General features: G+C 44.6%; 18 protein-coding genes and 1 riboswitch. Of the genes, 13 read left to right on the top strand and 5 right to left on the bottom strand.

What is annotated here, in order from left to right; all coding sequences use genetic code 11:
- Nucleotides 1-260: 260 nt before the first annotated feature.
- A complete protein-coding gene (locus ATY38_RS10520) occupies nt 261-1679 on the top strand; it encodes a C13 family peptidase (protein WP_062559261.1) in 1419 nt (472 codons plus the stop codon).
- Nucleotides 1680-1830: 151 nt separating this feature from the next.
- Here the strand turns inward: ATY38_RS10520 and ATY38_RS10525 are convergent, their stop codons facing one another.
- From ATY38_RS10525 to ATY38_RS10540, 4 genes are all read right to left on the bottom strand, one after another.
- The gene (locus ATY38_RS10525; RefSeq protein WP_062559262.1) at nt 1831-2439 is read right to left on the bottom strand and encodes a hypothetical protein; all 609 of its coding nucleotides are present in this window, start codon (nt 2437-2439) and stop codon (nt 1831-1833) included.
- A 4-nt stretch (nt 2440-2443) separates the two neighbouring features.
- The gene (locus ATY38_RS10530; RefSeq protein WP_062559263.1) at nt 2444-2983 is read right to left on the bottom strand and encodes a glutathione peroxidase; all 540 of its coding nucleotides are present in this window, start codon (nt 2981-2983) and stop codon (nt 2444-2446) included.
- A gap of 66 nt (nt 2984-3049) precedes the next feature.
- Complete coding sequence (locus ATY38_RS10535; RefSeq protein WP_062559264.1) at nt 3050-4342, bottom strand: OprO/OprP family phosphate-selective porin; 1293 nt, start codon at nt 4340-4342, stop codon at nt 3050-3052.
- A gap of 138 nt (nt 4343-4480) precedes the next feature.
- Complete coding sequence (locus ATY38_RS10540; RefSeq protein WP_062559265.1) at nt 4481-5680, bottom strand: ABC transporter permease; 1200 nt, start codon at nt 5678-5680, stop codon at nt 4481-4483.
- Between the two features lie 534 nt (nt 5681-6214).
- Here ATY38_RS10540 and ATY38_RS10545 point away from each other — a divergent pair.
- From ATY38_RS10545 to ATY38_RS10590, 10 genes are all read left to right on the top strand, one after another.
- Entirely contained in the window at nt 6215-6565 is a 351-nt protein-coding gene (locus tag ATY38_RS10545; RefSeq protein ID WP_062559266.1) for a four-helix bundle copper-binding protein, read from the top strand.
- Nucleotides 6566-6678: 113 nt separating this feature from the next.
- A complete protein-coding gene (locus tag ATY38_RS10550; protein ID WP_062559267.1) occupies nt 6679-6993 on the top strand; it encodes a BON domain-containing protein in 315 nt (104 codons plus the stop codon).
- Nucleotides 6994-7593: 600 nt separating this feature from the next.
- Entirely contained in the window at nt 7594-9615 is a 2022-nt protein-coding gene (locus tag ATY38_RS10555; RefSeq protein ID WP_062559268.1) for a CopD family protein, read from the top strand.
- 21 nt (nt 9616-9636) lie between these two features.
- Complete coding sequence (locus ATY38_RS10560) at nt 9637-10230, top strand: hypothetical protein (protein WP_062559269.1); 594 nt, start codon at nt 9637-9639, stop codon at nt 10228-10230.
- A 276-nt stretch (nt 10231-10506) separates the two neighbouring features.
- Nucleotides 10507-10608, top strand: a riboswitch (glycine riboswitch).
- A 41-nt stretch (nt 10609-10649) separates the two neighbouring features.
- Nucleotides 10650-11741 carry a glycine cleavage system aminomethyltransferase GcvT gene (gene gcvT / locus ATY38_RS10565; protein WP_062559270.1) on the top strand — a complete coding sequence of 364 codons (1092 nt, stop codon included), beginning with the start codon at nt 10650-10652 and terminating at the stop codon, nt 11739-11741.
- 46 nt (nt 11742-11787) lie between these two features.
- Nucleotides 11788-12177 (top strand): glycine cleavage system protein GcvH, encoded by a 390-nt coding sequence (gene gcvH / locus ATY38_RS10570; protein ID WP_013647778.1) that lies wholly within the window; start codon nt 11788-11790, stop codon nt 12175-12177.
- A 74-nt stretch (nt 12178-12251) separates the two neighbouring features.
- Nucleotides 12252-13604 (top strand): aminomethyl-transferring glycine dehydrogenase subunit GcvPA, encoded by a 1353-nt coding sequence (gene gcvPA / locus ATY38_RS10575; protein ID WP_062559271.1) that lies wholly within the window; start codon nt 12252-12254, stop codon nt 13602-13604.
- A gap of 55 nt (nt 13605-13659) precedes the next feature.
- Nucleotides 13660-14157 carry a thiol peroxidase gene (gene tpx, locus ATY38_RS10580; RefSeq protein WP_176767923.1) on the top strand — a complete coding sequence of 166 codons (498 nt, stop codon included), beginning with the start codon at nt 13660-13662 and terminating at the stop codon, nt 14155-14157.
- Nucleotides 14158-14179: 22 nt separating this feature from the next.
- Entirely contained in the window at nt 14180-15631 is a 1452-nt protein-coding gene (gcvPB, locus tag ATY38_RS10585; protein ID WP_062559273.1) for an aminomethyl-transferring glycine dehydrogenase subunit GcvPB, read from the top strand.
- 42 nt (nt 15632-15673) lie between these two features.
- Nucleotides 15674-16609 (top strand): carbohydrate kinase family protein, encoded by a 936-nt coding sequence (locus ATY38_RS10590; protein ID WP_062559274.1) that lies wholly within the window; start codon nt 15674-15676, stop codon nt 16607-16609.
- Nucleotides 16610-17081: 472 nt separating this feature from the next.
- On the opposite strand, the gene ATY38_RS10600 is transcribed toward ATY38_RS10590, so the two are convergent.
- On the bottom strand, nt 17082-18158 hold the full coding sequence (locus tag ATY38_RS10600; protein ID WP_062559276.1) for an IS5 family transposase: 1077 nt from the start codon (nt 18156-18158) through the stop codon (nt 17082-17084).
- A 248-nt stretch (nt 18159-18406) separates the two neighbouring features.
- Here ATY38_RS10600 and ATY38_RS16590 point away from each other — a divergent pair, with 248 nt between their 5' ends.
- Together ATY38_RS16590 and ATY38_RS10610 are read left to right on the top strand one after the other, a co-directional pair.
- Entirely contained in the window at nt 18407-18724 is a 318-nt protein-coding gene (locus ATY38_RS16590) for a hypothetical protein (protein ID WP_235590255.1), read from the top strand.
- 396 nt (nt 18725-19120) lie between these two features.
- Nucleotides 19121-20287 carry an IS4 family transposase gene (locus tag ATY38_RS10610; protein ID WP_062558265.1) on the top strand — a complete coding sequence of 389 codons (1167 nt, stop codon included), beginning with the start codon at nt 19121-19123 and terminating at the stop codon, nt 20285-20287.
- Nucleotides 20288-20626 lie beyond the last annotated feature (339 nt).

Consider the following 20626-nt stretch of genomic DNA (forward strand, 5'->3'; position numbering starts at 1 on the left):
TTAAGGAGCAAAGATGCCTGCTTTAGAAAAATTCCAGGCCGCTTTATTATCACTGCAGTGAATATTTTTTGATTGGTTGAATAAGGTCTATTTTTGTTGCTTTTTCGTTGGTTTCTGAAGAAGCGTCTTAACTTGAGCATTGATAGCAAAAGTATCAAAAAAAGATTGTGGGAGCGCTGATGGCATCTTCACTTAGAATGAGTTAATGCCGTACTTAGTTGGGTTTGTTGTAGTGGCCGATATTAACCCTGGAGATAAATATGGATTTATATGCAAGCATTCCTAAAGAGCTGAAGCAATCTGGGGCAATTAAAGAACTTCAAACATTATTTTTGAATCTTGCCTGCGGCATAAAACTGTTAATGTTCCGTCGTAATATCATTGATCAGGTAACGGTTTCGCATGACCAGTTCATTTTACTCTTGGGTTTTTATAGCCTAACGGCACTTGTTACTTCGTATGTAATGACGCCCAATCCGATTTTTGGGTGGTTCGGTTTGGGATATATAGGCGTGGAGCTGTTGGGAGTTCTTTTGGTGGGGTTTGTACTGGCAAAACTCTGTGATGAGCAAGGCCATTTATTGCGGTTCCTGACTGCTATATACAGCATATTGCCTTTCTTTTATCTCCTTTCTATTGTGGTTATACCTTTCTTACCGGATGCTTACTTTGAAGCTGGGTATATGGTTTATACCTTATGGATTCTGAGTGTCTGTTTTTATGTTGCATTGCAGTTATTAAATGGGCAAAAAATTAAGGCATTGTTGATTGTCATGCTCTGGGTAAGTGTTTCGTATCCACTGATTAATGTTTCGTTAAGTTTCTGGCATGAGGATTTTGATTATTCAGAAGCGTTGACCGCTTATAATGATGATGAGTTAAGCTACGTCAATCAGGAACAAGTTTACTATAACCAATATCAATTGCTGAATAATGCGCTTAATGCTATCGAGCCCGGCGTAAAGGGCATAACCGATCTATTTTTTATCGGATTTGGCGCTGATTCTTCGCAAGATGTGTTCATGAAAGAAGTTATTAATGTACAGAATGTCATGAATCAGAATCTTGGCGCAGCAGGTCGATCAATTGCATTGATTAATAACTTGAAAACAATCGATACAACACCGCTTGCTTCATCCACAAATCTGAAAATTGCATTAAATCACTTAGGCGGTAAAATAAATCCTGAGGAAGATATTGTGCTGTTATATTTAACCAGCCACGGTTCTTTCGATCATGAGCTTTCAGTTAGTATGTGGCCGCTTGAACTCAACGATATAGGTCCGAATGATGTTAGAGCTTATCTGGATGATGCAGGCATACAATGGCGCATTATTCTGGTTTCTGCGTGTTACTCCGGTGCTTTTATTGATGCACTGAAAAATGAAACCAGTCTGATTCTGACTGCTGCAGCTGCAGACAAGGCTTCTTTTGGATGTTCCAGTGAGAATGAATTTACTTATTTTGGTGAAGCGCTATTCAAGAATGTAGAAGGCAAGTCATACCAATTCATTGATGGTTTTAATCAAGCGATAGAAAAAATCAAACAACGAGAAATATCAGAAAATCTGATTCCTTCAAACTCTCAATTGTTTGTGGGCAATTTGATGAGGGAAAAATTACAGTCTCTGGAACATGATATGGTTCGATATGCTCCTGAAAGATTTGGGAGCTTTTAAGCGGGTAGTGATTAAATTCCGATTACCTTGTTTTAAGTTGAGCAGAATAGCCGGTTTATTACAATTTGATTTAACCAGTCGGTGGAAGAATGCTGAAAGTGAATTCAATCGGAATTGATTAGTACTGGTAGTTTCTATGAGTTATTATTTTTCAGAATGGTTCTATGTCGAGCTTTACTGTATAGCGAAAAGGTTCTTTATTTACTTCGCTGTTTCCTGAAATAATTGCATCACAAATAATAATCTGATTAGAGACCCCTTTTTCATGGAGTCTGCGGCGGAAACTTCTGGCTTCTTCATGACTTAGATAGTAGACGGTTCGCCCGTCAATGTTGATATGGGTCACGTCACTGTCAAAAGGGTTGCTATTGTCGATTATCAGATGGGCTTTCAGAACATGCGTCTTCGTAATTGGGTTTTCATCCGGATTGTTGGCATTTTCCTGTGCTAATTGTTGAAGCACTTGCTGATACGGAACCGTTGCAATTATGCAGGAAAACTGTCCCGATTTAGGCCAGGTATAATAGTTTTCTACCGACTTTATATGCTGCCGTGGGGTTTTTCCCGGTTGAACTGCGTTAGCAATTTTGTTTCGATTGGAAATAAGTATCACTGCAGAGATGAGCGCTATTGGAAGTATATAAGACTTATCGAGGCCGGCCCCGGCAATCAATCCGATAAACAAGGACATGATCAAGAGCGCAAGGATACTTATTTCCGACTTCTGATTTTCTGATGAATCCCGCCGTTGTTTGTTCATTAATTTATTGTTTTAGCGCTTGTTCTATTGCTGTTACCACAGCTGGATCGGAAGGCTTGGTATGCGGACTGAATTGGGCGATGAATTGACCGTCGCGGCCGATTAAATATTTTTGGAAATTCCAGGTTGGATAGGTGCCGGATAATTCTGCCAACTGAACATAAAATGGATGTGCATGGCCTTTTTTTACTGTGATTTTCTCAAGCATCGGGAATTTTACATCATAAGTCAAGCGGCAGAAATCCTGAATTTCAGCTTCGGTTCCAGGTTCTTGTCCCATAAAATCATTGGATGGGAAACCCAGTACGACCAATCCTTTCGATTGATATTTATCATACAGTTGTTCCAACTCTTCATACTGCGGTGTATAGCCGCATTTGCTGGCGGTATTCACAACGAGTAGCACTTTGTCGGCGTAGGTTTCGCATAAATTCACCATCTCCGATACTGCAAGTTTACGAAAATTCTGATCCAAAAGCGTGCTGTTGCAGGCAAGAGCGGATTTCACGAGAGAAAACATGATTAAGGCGAGTAAAATGCGCATGAAAGATCTCCTTGATTAACGGATTGACAGCAAACTGGAAATTCTGGCGGCTATCTTATTAGTGTATTAGAAGCTGACCTGAGTTCGGAAAGAAAGCACTGAAAAATGATCGGTGCGCATTGGCGTATCCAAGCCGGTATTTCCAAATACTGCATCGGTCAAGTAATAATTCAGCATAAACCGGATGTTCGTATAGGGATACCAATTTACACCTAATGTGACGACTTGAATCTGGCATTTTGAGGTACCGGTTCTACATGGATTGGCGGTGAGGCTTTGATTGGAATTTTCGGCCAGATCATAACGTCCGGCAAATTCCACTGCGCCCCATCGACCGTTTGGCTGAGGTTTACCAAAAGCACCGCGATCTTTCCTATACACAGCAGTTTCTCCGGTCACAAACCAGCTGGCTTGCACATAAAAAGCATGAATGGTGGAATCCCTGCTATTTCCAGCTGTTTGATGGGTATTATCGAGCCTTGTGACGGCATATTCCCCTTGTAGTGTAAGTGGTCCGAAGGAATACGCGGTTTCTGCAGCAAAAGTGGATTGACTATTGTGGCTAGGCGCGTTCAAGCTGGTTCCGGCGATTCCCAAGGATTGGGTGATGCCTTGACGTCCACCGTAAACGTCGACCACTCCGGCTGATAGGGAATCCTTACTGGTGGTATCCCGACTGGCTGAAAGCCCAAGATGCAGGATGTGGCCCGCTTTGTCGATCGGCAGCCAGACAGCGCGACCGCCATAGTTGATTCCTGCAAACGGCAAGCCAAAGTGCGACAGGCTCATCACATGAATGCCAAAACCCAGATTGTCCTTGACCATTCCCCGGTAGCCAATGCCAGTCAGAAATTGACGTCCGCTATATATTCCGGTAGAGGATGTTGATGGTCGTTCCATCAAGGTGATTTCATTAGAGCTGGTTATTTCTTCCAATCCCCGATACGGTTTGAATTGCCCGATAGTTAACTGGCCCGTTCCCAGTCCCGTTGCTATCCAGGCTTCTCGAAGGCTATGTGGAAAGCCGGTAGTCGTATTGATTGCGAAATCATCTTCGAATTTAAAATTAACACCATAAATTCTTCCCGTAATGGTGGCATAGGTTCTGCGCCAATTAAAGCCATCACGATCATCGCCATGCAAAAATTGACTGCCCAATGCAGGGTAACCCGGATTTGCCTGATCAGGATATAACGAATGCACATCGAAGTGTCCGCGGCCGTTTAACCCAATTTCAAAATTGCCATCATCGGTCTTGATCCTAGGGCCGCCTTTGTAGGTGAAATTAACTGCATGACATGAGGCAATGCTCACGTTTGTCAGTATTATAAGACTACAGAGCTTTACAGTATGCTTCATATATCACATTTGGATTCCTGGCTGTTCATGGTGGTTTGGAAAGAATCAAGTATGCCAGATTATATATCAGCTTAAGTCGCATTAATGAAGTAGTGCTCAGGACAATAAAGATGAAAATAACAATGAGTTATCTATCGACTAATCCATACGTAAGGCATCCACTGGGTTTAGTTTTGCCGCCTGCATGGCTGGGATTACACCGGCGGCGAGGCCGATCACCATCGATATGCCTAAGGCGCCAAGTACATAATCCCATGGAATATTCACCGGCAAATCGCTGATCAATAATTTGAGCAGCCAGGCGATACCTGAGCCGATAAGTAGTCCTGCTAACCCGCCCAGTGTGGAAAGTGCAATGGACTCTAACAAGAATAAAATGCGGATGCGCGTACGTGTCGCACCTAAAGCAGTAAGCAAGCCGATTTCCGATACCCGCTCAGAAACCGCAATATGCATTAACGTGACCATGCCGACTGCGCCTACTATCAAGGAAATACCGCCTAGTGCAGCAACCGCAAACTTTAATACGCTCAGCACAGTGGATAAAGTGCTGAGCATTTGCTGTTGTGGTTTGATGCTGAAATCCTCACGTCCGTGACGTGCAATCAGGATGCGCCGGATATCTTCGACAACAGCGTACACCGGAACATCGGGAAAGTATGCCAGCTGAATTTCCATCACACCTTGCCGGTTGAACACTTCCAATGCTCGGGTTGTGGGTATGAAAACGGTGTCATCCAGATCAAACCCGAGTACTTGGCCCTTGGATGCCATGACACCGATCACACGGAAGCGCGAACCGCCAACCTGCAGGATTGCACCGAGAGGGTTAGTGTCGCCGAATATCTCAGCGCGTACTTTTGCACCCAGTACTGCATATGCTCGTGGATTACGCGGATCATCATCAGGCAAAAATTGTCCGATTTCGACTTGCATGTTAAAAGCCTTGGCGAAATCGGCTCCTTGACCATACGCCGTCACGCGCCGGCTACGGCCTTGTGCGCGGATTTCCGCATTGCCGACTACGCTGGCATTGATATATTCGGCGTGGCGACTCTGTCGCAGTGCCATCGCATCTTCTATCGTCAATAATCGTGCGCTGCCGATAGCGCCTAAGGAACCGCCATGAGTATTGATTTTTCCCGGCGTGATCGTGACGATATTGGTGCCAAACTGAGTGAATTCCGATAATACAAAGCGTTGCACGCCATCGCCAATAGCGGTCAGGAGAATAACCGCAGCAATTCCGATGGCAATTCCCGATGCCGACAATACGGTGCGCAGCCGATGAGCCAATAATGACCGTAAGGCAAACTGAAAAGTATCAATCGCATTCATATTCGCTATAAGAAATGATAGATTCTTGGTAAATCATGGGTCAATCGCAAAGGGCAAAGCCTTGCGTTTAACCCGTTTATTCGTCGTTGCAATGAATATCTTCTTATGCATTTTTGTGCAGTAAGCGTGATGCAATATATCGAAGAATTCAATGGGTAAATATGTTAAGTCCTGGTCCCAGAGTCAAGTCAGAAATCAACCCGATAATTGTTTCGTCTGATCATTTTTTGGATATGTATGATACCGCACAGACCACGATTAGCATTGGGGCTATAGTTGCAGCTGCTCGCATAAATCCAGCTTCTATCATAAAAACATGATGTTATCCAAAATTATTTTATTGCGGTATCGTTTTAAGGAGGCTCCGAGCAGGTGCCAGTTCAAGCAAGATAAGAAATTATTGCATTAATTATTAAAGGCTTATCGTCTTACTAAGAATGATCAATGCGAGCCTCTCAGAATTTTCTTAATTAATTGTATTGTTTCATTGTTCATTTATCTTTATTCACTCACTACTTACCTTAGGGGACTTTTATGAATCATTCAACCTACACCAAGCATGATATGCAAGCCTGTATTGCAGCCTGTACCCGTTGTTATCAGATTTGCCTGCACATGGGGATGAATCATTGCCTTGAAGCCGGTGGGAAACATGTTGAATCCACCCACTTTCGACTACTGATGAGTTGTGCCGAAATCTGTCAGACGTCAGCTAATTTTATGCTCAGCGGTGCTGCCCATTCCAGCGCTGTTTGCGCTATTTGTGCCGAGATTTGCGAAGCATGCGCAATAGATTGCGAAAAAATCGGAGATATGGATCAATGTGTCGAAGCCTGTAGAGACTGTGCCGAAACATGCAAACAAATGGCGAGCATGCGTCACTAGATTGATCATAATTGCAAGTGTAGTATGAGAAGGTTGGTTGAATAACCAGTTCGGGTTTTATTGATCTAATTAAGCTGATCGTTTGAGATGAGCAATTGACAGGAGATTGAATTATGAAGTACTTCACGAGATTATTCCTTTTATCTTTTTTGACTGTGGCATTACTCACTATCGTGGGATGCGGATCAACGCATAAACAGGAAGGGACAGGAGAATATTTTGACGATACTGTTATTACCACCAAGGTAAAAGCCGCCATACTGAATGAACCGACACTGAAGGCTACCGAAATTAATGTCGAAACATTCAAGGGGGTAGTGCAGCTCAGCGGCTTTGTAAGCTCCTCCGCCAGTATTAATAAAGCGATCGAAGTGGCCAGCGGTGTCGCCGGAGTAAAATCGGTCAAAAATAGCATGCATCTCAAATAGATAGTCGAGAAACAATCCGGCAAGCCATGTTTACTTTAACAGTAAAAGATGGCTTGCTACCCAACCCATCGGAATCGCATCTGCGTTTATTCAGTACCCCGTTCCGTTCTTCTTTGGTTTTACAGTTTGTTTTATGATGACGTAATTTACCAATTTTATTCATAGTTTGCCATTGCACGGTAATTCCTCCAGCATCACTCTGCGTCGGCGGTGCATATCATCCATCAAAGCACGGCAGATTCAAGACGATATACGGATGCACCCCCGAGTTCAGCAGGTGAGAACTTTTCCGCATGTTCTCGAAATATATGATCGACGTGGTGATTGGCGATTGATATGTTTTATGCATCTGAATCCAGCAAAGGCGGGGCTATTGGTTCAATCGACAAATAGTAGCAATCAACCCTCAGGCAACAGGCATGGCAATCTGCAAATTTGTATAATTTGCAGGCTTGAATATCCTTCAACTCAAGGTAGAATGTTTTAATAATTTTATCTGAGCCTAGAAAATTCTGAATTGCCTGCTGATCGAGTTGTTGTCTATCACAATTTGTCTTGCGGGAATTATCACAATAATAGAAATGTTCCTATCGTAAAACCATGATTGAAATCATTGCTGCAATTGCACGGTGGTCACAATTGACCGCCAATTTAATTTTGTTCGGAAGTTGTATTTTTCTGGTAATTATTGGCCAACAGAAAGCATTGTTTGGAGCCTCCTGGGTTGTCCGGCTGGAAAGATGGTTTCCGTGGATGGCAGGTATCATCTTGTTAGGATTGATGGGCATTCTGGCCGTCACCACGGGGGAAGCAACGGGAGTTGTTGCGAACGTTTGGAGTCCATTTGCCTGGCTGGAAATCATGCAGAAGACGCAGATTGGTTATATTTGGGTGGCGCGTGCGATACTGGCAAGTATGTTATTGATAGTTATATTTTATTTTCAGCGTGTTAAGCGGGAACGATGGCATTATCTTTTATGGGCGGTTGCCGCTTCATTTCCGTTGATAGCGGGTACGCTGATGAGTCATTCCAGTGCGGATGAAATGTCGTTTGTAGCGGTTGCCCCGTATGCAGTGCATATATTATTGGCAGGTGCCTGGTTTGGTGCGTTACCGGCTTTTCTGTTTATTTTATACAGCAACCACAGTGGATCCGGTAAAGCAGTAGATTTGAAAACGGCAAATTATCTAAAGAAGTTCTCGGCCGTTGCGTTGCCTGTAATACTTTTACTGGCTATTACCGGCTTGATTGTCACCGATCGCCTGGTTGAAACCTTTTATCATACCCTGGTTGCCAGTCCTTACGGCTGGTTGTTGATCGCGAAGCTCAGCGTCTTGACGGTTATTTTGGTGATCGCCTATCAAGCACGTTACCGGTGGCTTCCCATGCTGCTCGAGGATGGCACTGAACAGGCCCATCGCAGTGCCAAACATTTAAGGCAGTGGGTCGGCATTGAGTTTTTGTTGGCATTATTACTGGTGCTGCTTGCAACCGTCCTGGCCAACACGTTGCCGGCCAAGCATACGGTGATTGAGAATTGGCCCTATCCATTCCGTTTTTCGATCAATGCAACTTGGGATGAACCGTATGTGCAGGAAATGGTGTGGTCTGGAGTTGTTTTGTTCTTTATTGCATTGTGCACCGTTTGGTTGGGTAAGAGGTATCATTGGAGCAGGATGATAAAGATTTTAGTGCCTGGTATTCTGGGGATCAGTTCCATGGCGATTGCTTTGCCGCCTTTGGCCATCGAAGCCTATCCTGAGACTTATCTGAAGCCGACGGTACCTTTTGATACCATTTCCATTGTCAATGGCTCCCGGCTGTTCGCAGAAAATTGCATCAACTGTCACGGTCCGCAAGGTAAGGGTACTCAGCCTGTTGCCGATCCTGATGTACGGGATCCTACCGATCTGCTCACACAACAGCATACGGCACAATATACCGTAGGTAATGTTTTTCATCTGCTGACGCATGGTATCCCGGGGACGCCGATGCCGGGTTTTGCTGCAACTTTGTCCGAAGATGATCGCTGGGATTTGATCAATTTTCTTCACGCATTATCGCGTGGTTTTGATTCACGCTTGTTGGGAAGCATGATTTTACCCGAGATGCCTGTCATCGCATCGCCAGTGTTTGACTATGCAGCGAATGATGGTTCCAGTGGCAATTTAAGGGATTTTCGTTTACACAAGAATGTATTGCTGGTTTTGTTTTCCTGGCCACAATCCAAAGACCGTTTTTTTCAGTTAGCTGCTTCATCCGACCGAATCAAGGCGCTAGATACTGAGGTTCTGGCGGTACCGATTCGTGCCCTGGAGCCATGGGAGTTAGAACAAATCGCTGAAATTGCAAATTTTCCTGTGGTTATTGAGGGATGGTCAGAAATCAAAGATAGTTATTGGCTCTATCGGCGGGTTAGAACAGTTCCTGATCTATCGGGCAAAGGAATGTTTCCCGGACACATGGAATTTATTACCGATCGTTTCGGTTACTTACGTGCGCGATGGGTGGCTCAATTCGAGGGATTCGGTTGGCAAAATTTTGATGCCTTAACACTCCAATTGAGGCAACTTAATCAGGAGGACGAAATCATGCCACCGCCTGGGGAACATGCGCATTAATGTTTTTACAAGGAGGTTGAGATGAACAATATGAAATGGCAAAATTCATGGCAGGGTTGTTTTATCCGAAAGCCCATATTGTTATGGATTACCACGATATTATGCATTGCTGCATCGCAAGGGTGGACTAGTAGTTTGGAAAAGAGAACTTTAGAAACGATTGAAATCGAGGGTATTTCAATCAATACACCATTGGAAATGATTGGGGAAATTCTGCAGGCGCGAGATTACACGAAGATCAATGAATCCCTGTATACCAAGCAGGAGTATGCAGATAAAGGCCGGAGTACGATTTCCCGTGTGGAGGTCGATGATAATCCGGCTTTTCGTCAAATCACCTATTATCGGGGCATGAGTGGCGGACGGAACAAAAGTCCCACTGCGCGTGATGCCCCGATACCTGATTCCGATATCGACATGGCACAGCAACTATATCATTCAGTTTGTATGAATATTTCGGATGAATTGCAAAATGCAAGAGGATGTGATCCGCTCACTCCGGCCACTATCAAATTTGGTCGTGCGCAGTGGATTCAAATCGATGATCATTTTTCTGCCATATTAACGGCATCAGATACTCATGCAACGATTGGGATAAGATTCTCAAGAGACTGATATTAAAATAATTATTTATTATTTTAAGTTGATCATTCGAACTTTCTCTGTATCTGCCTATCACTTTGCTTTTTTGATCATCATTGTTTGTAATCTGTCAGAAAATTTATTTGAATGGCTTGTATAAAACATTGTTACTAGAGTATAGTTCGCACTCAGCCATTTGAAGTCCAAGCAGGAGAGCGCGCTAATTATTAAGAAGCGCCGCCGAAGGCGTAACCCCCCGGAATCGCTCAGGCATGGTCAAGTCAGACTTGTTCCTTAAGAACCGCTTGTGACGGGCAATCTGGAGAGTGCCAAGGAATTGTTTTTGGCCACCGAAGGGGCACGCGGATGCTAATCTGTAAATCTCTCAGGTAAAAGGACAGAGGGGTGCGAAGCCATCTGAGATGACTTTTATTTATTTCCGGGAGAATTCCGTGCTGAAAATGACACCCCTTAATCAAACCCACCGTGATATGAATGCCAAGATGGTGGATTTTGGTGGCTGGGATATGCCGTTACATTACGGCTCACAGTTAGACGAACACCATAAAGTCCGTCAGGATGCAGGCATGTTTGATGTCTCACATATGTTGCCAGTGGATATTAAAGGCGACAATGTGCGTGATTTCCTACGTCGACTGGTGGCAAATAATGTTGATAAATTGACGCTTCCCGGCAAAGCGCTATATTCCTGCATGCTGACTCCGCAAGCAGGCATTATCGATGATCTGATCATCTATTTCCTGTCTGAAACCTGGTTCCGCATCGTGGTCAATGCCGGTACAGCGGATAAGGATGTCGCCTGGATGCTCAAAAAACGTGATGAATGGGCACCTAATCTCGAAATTACACCAAGACGCGATCTTGCCATGGTTGCCGTGCAAGGGCCCAATGCTCGCGCTAAGGTCTGGCAAGTCATTTCAAATTCTCAGTCAGCGACAGAAGATCTGAAACAATTTCAATCCGCAGTTGTCGGGCAATACTTCATTGCACGTACGGGCTATACCGGCGAAGATGGTTTTGAGATCATTTTGCCCGCTGCCGATGCGCCTGCATTCTGGAAGTCGTTATATGATGTCGGCGTTGCTCCTGCCGGATTGGGCGCGCGTGATACGCTGCGTTTGGAAGCAGGTATGAATTTATACGGTCAAGATATGGATGAGACGAAAAACCCGTTGGAATCCGGATTGGCTTGGACCGTTGATCTGAAAAGCGAGCGTGATTTCATTGGTAAACAGGTACTTTTAGGTACCGTGGTTACGCATCAATTGGTAGGATTGGTACTGGTTGATCGTGGTGTACTGAGAAGCCATCAACAAGTTGTCGGACAAAAAGATGGCGTTGAGTATTCGGGTGAGATTACCAGTGGCGGATTCTCGCCAACCATGAACCAATCGATTGCTTTGGCACGTATCCCCACGCAAATAACCATTGGAGATGAAGTCGATGTCATCGTCCGCGATAAAAAGCTGCGCGTAAAGGTGGTAAAATATCCATTCGTGCGAAATGGCAAGGTATTGGTTTAATAACAATTAATTAAAAATATTAGATTACTTTAATCCGGAGTGAAAAATGAGTATTCCAACACATTTAAAATATAGCAAATCTCATGAATGGGTAAAATCCGAAGCGGACGGCACAGTAACTGTTGGTATTACCCATCATGCACAGGAATTACTCGGTGATATGGTGTTTATCGAATTACCGGAAGTTGGACGTGTACTTAAACAAAAAGAGGAATGCGCAGTTGCGGAATCAGTCAAGGCAGCTGCAGATGTATACTCTCCTATCTCTGGTGAAGTTACCGCGGTGAATTCTCCGCTGGTCGACGAACCGGGAAAAATAAATGAAGATGCTTATTCCGCCTGGTTATTTAAATTAAAACCCAGCAATACAGCCGAGCTGGATGGATTAATGGATGCAACTGCTTATAACGAGTTGGTCGAGAACGAGGATCACTAATATCCATCCAGGATTGAAATGTATTTTGTTTTACTATTTTAATGTCTTATTTCTAAAAGTTTTCTAGATAAATCATGCCGTTTATTCCACATACCAAAGAAGATGTTGCCGAAATGCTTGCCAGCATTGGCGCAAAAACAATTGAAGAGCTTTTTGATGAAATTCCAAAAGAATTGATCAGCGATGAATTAACAGGCGTTCCTCCCGGACTGAGCGAAATGGAAATAACTCGACTGATGATGGCACGTGCTACTCAAGATGGGTTTTATCAAAACTTCATTGGTGCAGGTGCTTATGAGCATCATATACCTGCGGCGGTCTGGCAAATTACCACGCGCGGAGAGTTTTATTCTTCCTATACACCTTATCAAGCGGAAGCCAGTCAAGGGACTTTGCAGTTATTGTATGAATATCAATCCATGATGGCTTCTCTAACCGGTATGGATGTATCCAATGCCAGCATGTATGATGGCGCTACGGCTCTTGCTGAAGCTGCTTTGATGGCAGTGCGTTCGCACAAATCGTCGCGGCGCATTTTGATTCCGCAAACAGTTCATCCTGTTTATCGTCAAGTGGTTCGTGCTATTGTCAGCAATCAAAAAATTGAAGTGGTGGAATTGCCTTACTGCACTGAATGCGGGCAAATTCTACCGGAGTCATTAGCCAATTCGAATCATGAAGATTTTGCCGCTCTGGTGATTCCACAGCCTAATTTCTTTGGAGTGTTGGAACAAGTCGATGCATTGACCGATTGGGCGCATAGCAAGAATGCTTTTGCTATCGGTGTCGTTAATCCAACCACGTTGGCAGTATTAACTCCTCCTGGAGAGTGGGGTAGCAAAGGCGCCGATATTGCTGTCGGTGAAGGTCAGCCACTTGGAATACCTCTATCCAGTGGTGGTCCATACTTTGGTTTTATGGCGTGTAAAAACGAGCTGGTGCGTCAGATGCCTGGACGTATTATTGGCCGTACTACGGATTTGGATGACAAAGAAGGATTTGTGCTGACCCTGCAGGCGCGCGAACAACATATCCGTCGTTCAAAAGCAACATCCAATATTTGTACCAATCAAGGGTTGATGGTGACCGCAGCCACTATTTTTATGTCGTTAGTGGGAGCGGAAGGATTGCGCCGGGTTGCGGCACAATCTCACGCCAATACGCTGGAATTGATCGAACAGCTGGTGAAGATCAAGGGAGTGGAAAGAACATTCAGCGGACCTGTATTCCATGAAGCCCCATTAACCCTGTCTCAACCTGTTGCGGATGTGTTGAATAAGCTGAAGCAGAAAGGCATTCTGGGGGGATATAATTTGCAAGGGCAATATCCCGAATTGGGTAATACCTTGTTGGTTTGTGCAACGGAAACCAAGACTGAATCTGATTTGCGAAATTATGCAACCGCCATGCAGCAAGTGCTTGGTTAATTAACCTCGCTTTACTTAAACCTATTACTTTCAACTATATCGTTAAGGAAAAATCATGGTTACTCTCAAAGGAAATCCCATCCAAATTGAAGGTGCTTTTCCCAAAGTCGGTCAAAAGGCACCGGCATTTTCTTTGGTCAATCGAGATCTGCAGGATGTTACATTGGCCAAATATGCAGGAAAAAAGAAAGTATTGAATATTGTCCCCAGTCTGGATACGCCGGTATGTGCCATTTCAACCCGTAAATTCAACCAGCAGGCAAGTAATATGGATAATACCGTAGTATTGATTATTGCCGCGGATTTGCCTTTCGCCATGAGCCGATTTACCGACGCTGAAGGTTTGGATAAGGTGATTACATTATCGACCATGCGTGGTGCCAATTTTATGAAGGATTACGGGGTCTTAATCGCCGATAGCCCATTTGGTGGAATTACAGCGCGCGCGGTAATTGTGTTGGATGAATCAGACACAATCATTCATGCTGAACTGGTTCCGGAAATTGCGGATGAACCTAATTATGACGCAGCCATGGCTGCCTTGAAGCAATAAATTGAGATTGAATCTATAGATCATGTTGATATTTGAACACTCGCGCCCAGGGCGTTTTAATTATTCCCAATCACCGGCAAAACCGGCAAGCAAGTCTGCAATTCCGCAGAATCTGCAGCGCAAATCGAAAGTGCTGCTGCCGGAAGTTTCCGAGATGGATACGGTGCGTCATTTCACTCGCTTATCACAAAAGAATTTTTCAATAGATACCGAGTTTTATCCTCTAGGTTCATGCACGATGAAATATAATCCGCGTGCGTGTAATTCTTTAGCGATGTTGCCGCAATTTCTGTCCCGGCATCCACTGGCACCGGAAGACACCGGGCAAGGTTATCTTGCTTGCATGTATGAGTTGCAGGAAATCCTGAAATCGGTTACCGGCATGGCCGGTGTCAGCTTGACACCGATGGCCGGTGCTCAGGGCGAATTGATCGGCGTCATGATGATTCGTGCCTATCACGAATCGCGCGGCGATTTTGAACGCACTGAAATCATTGTGCCCGATGCTGCGCACGGTACAAATCCGGCTACTGCCGTGATGTGCGGTTTCAAAGTGGTGGAGATTGCTACTGACAAAGATGGTAATGTGGATCTGGGCGCATTGAAAGCCGCCGTTGGGCCAAAAACCGCCGGGTTGATGCTGACTAACCCATCGACATTAGGCGTGTTTGAAAAAAATGTTGCTGAAATGAGTCGTGTGGTGCATCAGGCGGGTGGTTTGCTGTATTACGACGGTGCCAATCTGAATGCGGTATTGGGTAAAGTGAAACCGGGCGATATGGGGTTTGATGTGATACATATCAATTTGCACAAAACCTTTTCGACTCCACATGGCGGTGGAGGTCCGGGTTCTGCGCCGGTAGGCGTGGCGGAGCGCTTGTTACCTTTTATGCCGATTCCGATTGTTGCCAAGGATGGCGAGACCTATCGCTGGATTACTGAAAAAGACAAACCGCAATCCATTGGCCGATTATCCGCACACATGGGTAATGCCGGTGTGCTGCTACGCGCATATATCTATGTACGCTTGCTGGGATTGGATGGTATGCATCGTATTTCCGAGTTTGCTACACTGAATGCCAACTATTTGATGGCTGAATTGCGCAAAGCAGGATTTGAAATTGCTTATCCTAATCGCCGTGCCAGCCATGAATTCATCGTAACGCTGAAAGATATTAAGGATAAAACCGGCGTAACCGCGATGAATCTCGCCAAACGCCTGCTCGATAAAGGTTATCATGCCCCCACGACATATTTCCCGCTGTTGGTTCCCGAATGCTTGTTGATCGAACCAGCCGAAACGGAATCCAAAGAGACGCTGGATGCCTTTGTTACATCAATGAAAGAAATCCTGCAGGAAATCGAAACACAACCGGATATGGTGAAAGGCGCGCCGCATGCTATGCCGGTGCGTAAGCTGGATGATGTCAAGGCTGCGCGTGAACCGGATTTGGCCTGGAAGCAGGGTGCCTGACCCAATAAAGTCAGCTCTATTAATCGAGGTGAAAACCGAATAATGCGCACATTGATATGTGGTTCTATCGCTTACGATAATATTATGGTTTTCCAGGATCAATTTAAGAATCACATTTTGCCTGAGAAAATTCACGTATTGAATGTCGCATTTCTGGTTCCTGAAATGCGCCGCGAATTCGGCGGTTGTGCCGGTAATATTGCATACAATCTAAAAATGCTGGGTGGTGAGCCTGTCATGATGGCGACCGTCGGCGATGATTATGCGCCTTATGCCGCACGCTTTGAGCGATTAAGCCTGACCCAGGAACATGTACTGCACGTAGCCGATACTTTCACTGCGCAAGCCTTCATTACCACTGATCTGGATGATAATCAAATCACCGCGTTTCATCCGGGAGCGATGAACTTCTCACATCTTAATTCCGTGCAGGAAACCCGCGATATTCAGTTGGGCATTATTGCGCCGGACGGACGCGATGGCATGATGCAGCATGCGCGCGAATTTTACAAAGCCGGCATTCCGTTTGTTTTTGATCCGGGACAGGGGCTACCGATGTATAACGGAGAGGAGCTACTCGATTTTATCGACAAGGCCGATTACATCGCCGTCAATGACTATGAAGGTCAGATGCTGCAAGACCGTACAGGAATCAATCTGGAATCCCTGGCGAACAAAGCCAAAGCCCTGATCATCACACTGGGTGCGCAAGGCTCCCTCATTTACGCCGATGGCAAGAAATTTGAGATCTCTAGTGTTAAGCCTAAAGAAATCATCGATCCCACCGGTTGCGGCGATGCCTATCGTGCCGGATTGCTATACGGTATCGTCAATAATCTGGATTGGCAAACTACAGGGCAGTTGGGTTCGTTGATGGGTTCCTTAAAAATCGTCCAGCGCGGCGGACAAAATCACCAGTTCTCTCGTGATGAAATTGATCAATATTATTTTGAGAGCTTTGGTACTCGTATTTTCTAAAATAAAGCGTTACGTTTCTGGATTGGAATTTTAATTTTCTTAAATCGAGGCTATGATCTTTTTTGCTTGTCGATACTAGCTCATATATATTAGTGATCGATCACGGTACTCAATCTACTGTTGATTTTCTTGGTGGATCCGGAAGTGAATGCTGCAAAGAATCAGATCCGGTAAGCCTTGCCCCTCATGAAAGCAATTACACTTTCTTAATACCGCTATTGCTGGGTAACTACCATATGAATCCGCCCTTCGAAGCAATTCTCGAAGTTGGTTTGGCAATGCCACATCTGCATGAGGGTGCGAATAACATATTTAGCTCAGTCTTTGGTTTAGGGCAATTGATTTGAAAGACCTCTGCACAACCGCAAGAATTTTGCTGTAGCGACAGAGAAAATTTTCCAAGTGACACTTGTTGCACGTCACTTTAATAGAAAGTGAAGTTTTTTCCTTTTTTTAGGTGAATTTTTCCCCCTTATGTAATATTTGGACGGATCGCTCCCCTTAATGGTTGGTCTACGAAGATTTTGTTGGCTGCTTTCTTTAGATTCATGCAGATACTTTTCAGTATGACTTGGGCGTTGACTTTCGTCGTACCGAAGTAGCTGGCGCGTTCCATTCTGAATAAGCGTTTGATTGTGCCGAAACACTGTTCGACAATATAGCGTTTTTTACTGATCAATTGATTCGCCAGCTTCTGGCGTGACGAGAGGGGTTTATTCTTGTACGCGCGATGCATGATTGCGCTCTTGATCTTTTGCTTTCTTAGAAATTGCCGATTGGCATTGCTGGCGGATCCCTTGTCGGCATACACCCGATTCGCCTCGATATGCGCACCATCGATAGCGGCTTCGAAATGCATCATTTCGCTCTGGTTGGCAGGGGCGGTGTGAACCCCGCGCACATAGCCGTCTTGTGCGTCCACCACCAGGTAACTGCGGTAGCCAAACTGCGACTTCCTGCCTTTCTTTAGCCAGGTCGCATCCGGATCCGCGCTTTGTTCTTCGATACAGTTGATTCCAGGCTGACTACCATCTTCAAACTGAACAACCTTACCTTCTTCGGCATCCACTTCCAGTGTGATGGTCTTTTTAGGGCGTGCCGCTGACTCAATCAGCGTGGCATCAATGACCGCTCCTGTCGCACCCTTGATCATCAATCCGTGGGATTGAAGCTGTTCATTAATAGTGGCCAGCAGATCATCTAGCCGGTCGTTGGTTATTAGTCGGTTACGGAACCGGCACAAAGTGGTTTCGTCCGGTATCGCATCCGACAAGGACAGTCCGCAAAATTGCAGAAAATCAATGCATACACACAGTGCTTGCTCCAACGCAGCGTCCGATAAACTATGCCACTGACCTAGCAGGATCGCTTTGAACATCAACAACCCATCAAACGGCTCTTGGCCTCCACCATGCGATAACTCGCGCTTGTATAAACCCGTAAGTTTCGGACGTAAGTCCTCCCACTCAATTAGGGCATCAATCTTCACCAGAACATTTTCTCGCTTCAATCGCTCTGCTAATTCCAGTGTTCCAAAACTCATCTGCATCTTTTGCTCCAGCTGTCTTTTAACCCCCTCTATTTTAGTTGGTTATTGCACTGCCAGGCGAGGTTGTGCAGGAATCTTTTTGAGTGAGTTTCTGACTATTGTTGTATTTTCGCAATATTTACCGAAATTATGATTATATTTTATCTGCCTAACGAAACTTCTAAGGCTGTCAGATATCTTGATGATAATACGATGAATAAAGAATCGACAGCTAAGTTTTCCAATAAACTAATATTGCAGGAGATTTTATGAAAAAAATTATTTTAACAATGTCTTGTGCAATATCACTGCTTATTGCAAATATACAGTCTATTATGGCTGAAACTATTGCGGTGGAAGGCAATTCCATTTTTATTCTTGATAACAGTGTGCCAGGTTCTCAATTGGTTGTGAGAAACCTTAGTGACGGTACTTTGAATTCGTGTCTTGCCGATTCAGGTTTGAATCTTCTCGGTTTGAATATAGACACAACTGCAACTGACGTCATTATCAAAAAAGCTACCGCTGTAGTTACAACTTTAAATACTGTTAGTCAGATAATTGATGTTAAGCTGGTAGACAGTTAAAAACTGTCCAATTAGCTATACTACTGATCTCAGTGAATGTTATGCAGCGGTACAAGGTGATAAATTAATCATACCATGCCTTAAATACGGTGATGGTATCATCTCGGTTGTACTGGGACGTCGGGGCAATTCAATGAACTATGAGTATGAATCATCCAGGCCTGGCAAAGATCATAGGCAAGACAGTGAAGATGATTAGAATAAAAGATGCTTAGTTAGTCTAATTAGCCTAGAAGCACTGTTTTTTAAGATCTCACACCAGTAGTGTCCGGCAATTTACCCAAGATGATTGTATAACAGATTGATCTGTAGAATGAAATGGTATGTTTGGGGGTGTCACCGATTTGAAAGTGAATTTTTTGCGAAACTGGAGGTTTCCCTACGTGGCTTCTTATCATGCATTCAGGCAAATTGGTATTCGCACAACTCATGGATTACTTGCCCCTTCACACATTCCGCCGCTGTGTACAGCGTTACCCTTCCAAATATCCCACCAAGACTCTTTCGCATCTCGATCAATTTCTTTGCATGGCTTTCGCGCAGCTGACTTACCGCGAGAGTCTGCGCAACATCGAAACCTGTCTGCGCGCTCACCAAGCTAAGCTTTATCACTTGGGCATACGAGGCAACATCGCCAAGAGTACGTTGGCCGATGCCAACGAGCAGCGCGATTGTCGCATCTACATGGATTTCGCGATGAGCTTGATCCAGATCGCCAGAAAGCTTTACTCCAGCGATAGCTTAGCGGTGGAGTTGGAACAGACAGTCTATGCACTCGATACCACGACCATCGATCTGTGTTTGAGCGTCTTTCCATGGGCGCGCTTTCGTCAGACCAAAGCTGCCGTCAAGATGCATACACTGCTTGATCTACGCGGCAACATTCCAACGTTCATCCATATCAGCGACGGCAAGATGCACGAAGTCAATGTGCTCGATTTCCTGATCCCCGAAGCTGGCAGCTTTTACATCATGGATCGGGGCTTTACCGACTTTGCTCGCTGGTTCACTATGCATCAAGCACAAGCATTTTTTGTAACGCGCGCTAAATCCAGTCTCCTTTTTCGCCGTGTCTACTCTCACTCAGTGGACAAATCCACGGGACTGCGATGCGATCAGACCATTGCATTGACCGCTACGAAGGCCAGCAAGGATTACCCGCAGCACCTACGACGTATTAAGTTCTATGATGCCGAACACGACAAGCATCTGGTATTTCTAACCAACAACTTCGATTTACCTGCACTGACCATCGCTCAGCTTTATCGTTGTCGCTGGCAGATCGAACTATTCTTCAAGTGGATCAAACAACATCTTCGTATCAAGCAATTCTACGGAACCACTGAAAACGCAGTCAAGACACAGATATGGATTGCCATCTCGGTTTATGTCTTGGTTGCCATCGTAAAAAAGCGACTCAATACCGAGACTTCACTTTACACAATCCTACAAATCCTGAGCCTAACTCTTTTCGAGAAAACTAACCTAGATCAATTACTTAAAAATACTGAGATGCAAATGATCACTCACCATAACAACAACCAACTGAATCTATTCAACTAAATTGCCGGACACTACTGATCTCACACATTAAACGTGTAGTCACTGCATTAAGCCGATTAGAACATTATTCGCTAGTTCTTTCACTAGCGAATACCATCCAGATTAGGAAATTGCCAGGCATTAACACATTGTTTCTGCCGAACTAGAGCTGATAATTCTTCATTAGATACTTATAAATCAAGTCCTTATATAAGGACCATTTCTCGCTAATTCTGCTTCCTCTCATCGGTACATAAGGCTCCGCTTCTGCTCAAAAAGTGCATCTCTCCATTTCTTTGGTGGCAAGCAACATCAACTTATGTATACAAGGTTACACCACTAACTTTTTACTTCTTGTAC

The sequence above is a fragment of the Nitrosomonas ureae genome, assembly GCF_001455205.1.
GTDB lineage: Bacteria > Pseudomonadota > Gammaproteobacteria > Burkholderiales > Nitrosomonadaceae > Nitrosomonas > Nitrosomonas ureae.